We start from the raw sequence: 1,334 nt of genomic DNA, 5'->3' as shown, positions 1-1,334 counted from the left end.
AAGAACATCCTTAAAATATTTTCTTCTACTTATGAAATAGAATATTATTTGAATTAATATACCACCAATTAATATTACAAAGGATTTTTTTATAAGCAATTCTATCATTCCAGTATTACTTAGTATTACGTATAAATAATATAACCCCATTCCACCACCTATTATAATTGGCACAAAGAATATTATAGCTAATTCTTTACTTATTATAGATTTAATCTCTTTTTGTAATATACCTATTCTCCTTAAAGAGATTATTCTTTCTTTTTCTTCCTCTATGTCACAGAGCACTTTATAATATAATACTATTCCATTGGCTATTACAAATAATAAACCTATAAATAGCATAGTAAAAAACACTATTCCATTATTATCTATTTGAAGTTTTATAAGTTCTTCAATATACATTGGTCTATAAGCTTCCTTAAAGCCTTTTTCATCATAAGATGTTTTTCCAAAAGCACTAACATTTTTCCAGTAAGAATTATCTAAATTATTAATATTTCTTAAATGTGTAAGTAAGCTTTCAAAAGCTTTATCTCCATTTTTCAAATTAAGCAAATGCATATTTTTTAAAGAAGTTGATGGCAAATTATTTTTAAAAAGTTCATAATCACTATCATCTAAAACCAAAGCTGCTCCTGTATAAAAAGCTTGAGTATATCTATAATTAGTAAATGGAACATTTTTTTCACTGCTTATAGATGTATCTGGTATATGGATAAAAATAGTATCCTTTAGAACTTTTTTAAAAGTATTTACATCTCTACTATAATCATTAGGGTTTCTTGGAATTTCTTCTATTTGTTTTTTGTTCATATTAGTTAAGATTGATGTAGGCATAGTATGTTCCATTTTTTCATTAAATATTGTTATAAAAAAACCTTCTTTAGGTTTAATATCCACAGTAGTATTCATATGTTTATTATAATTTGTTTCACTTATAATGACTTTTGTATCATTATAAAGTGAAAGTTTATCATCTTCATAAATAAACATAGGAAGTTCTAAAAACTCTAATACATTATATTTTTCAATTTTTGCCCCCTCTGTACTTATAATCTCTTCCACATCTTCTTTTTTTGTTTTATTAAATTCACTATCTTCAATAAACATAATGTCAAAGGGATTATCATCTCTTACAATTTCTCTAGTGGAGTTATACATTGAATAACTAAATCCAACAAAAAACATAGCCCCTGCTAATAATAAAGAAAGCATATATAATAAATTTTTATATCCTAAAAATCTATGAGATAAATTAGTTAAAATTAATATATTTTTATTATATATGTTAGGAAATTTACTTAGTATTACTTTTATTAAAGCTATAAATG

Annotated in this window: 1 protein-coding gene; it reads right to left on the bottom strand. The window is 23.6% G+C overall.

The annotated features are described in order from the left end of the window. Nucleotides 1-1,334, bottom strand: a 1,334-nt coding sequence (locus tag GBZ86_RS17475) for an ABC transporter permease (RefSeq protein WP_170272302.1), incomplete at both ends; no start/stop codon positions are given.

Origin of the sequence: Clostridium tarantellae (assembly GCF_009295725.1) — a bacterium.
Classification (GTDB): Bacteria; Bacillota; Clostridia; order Clostridiales; family Clostridiaceae; genus Sarcina; species Sarcina tarantellae.
The sequence above is the reverse complement of the archived record's forward strand: the minus strand, read 5'-3'. Positions and strand labels throughout refer to the sequence as shown.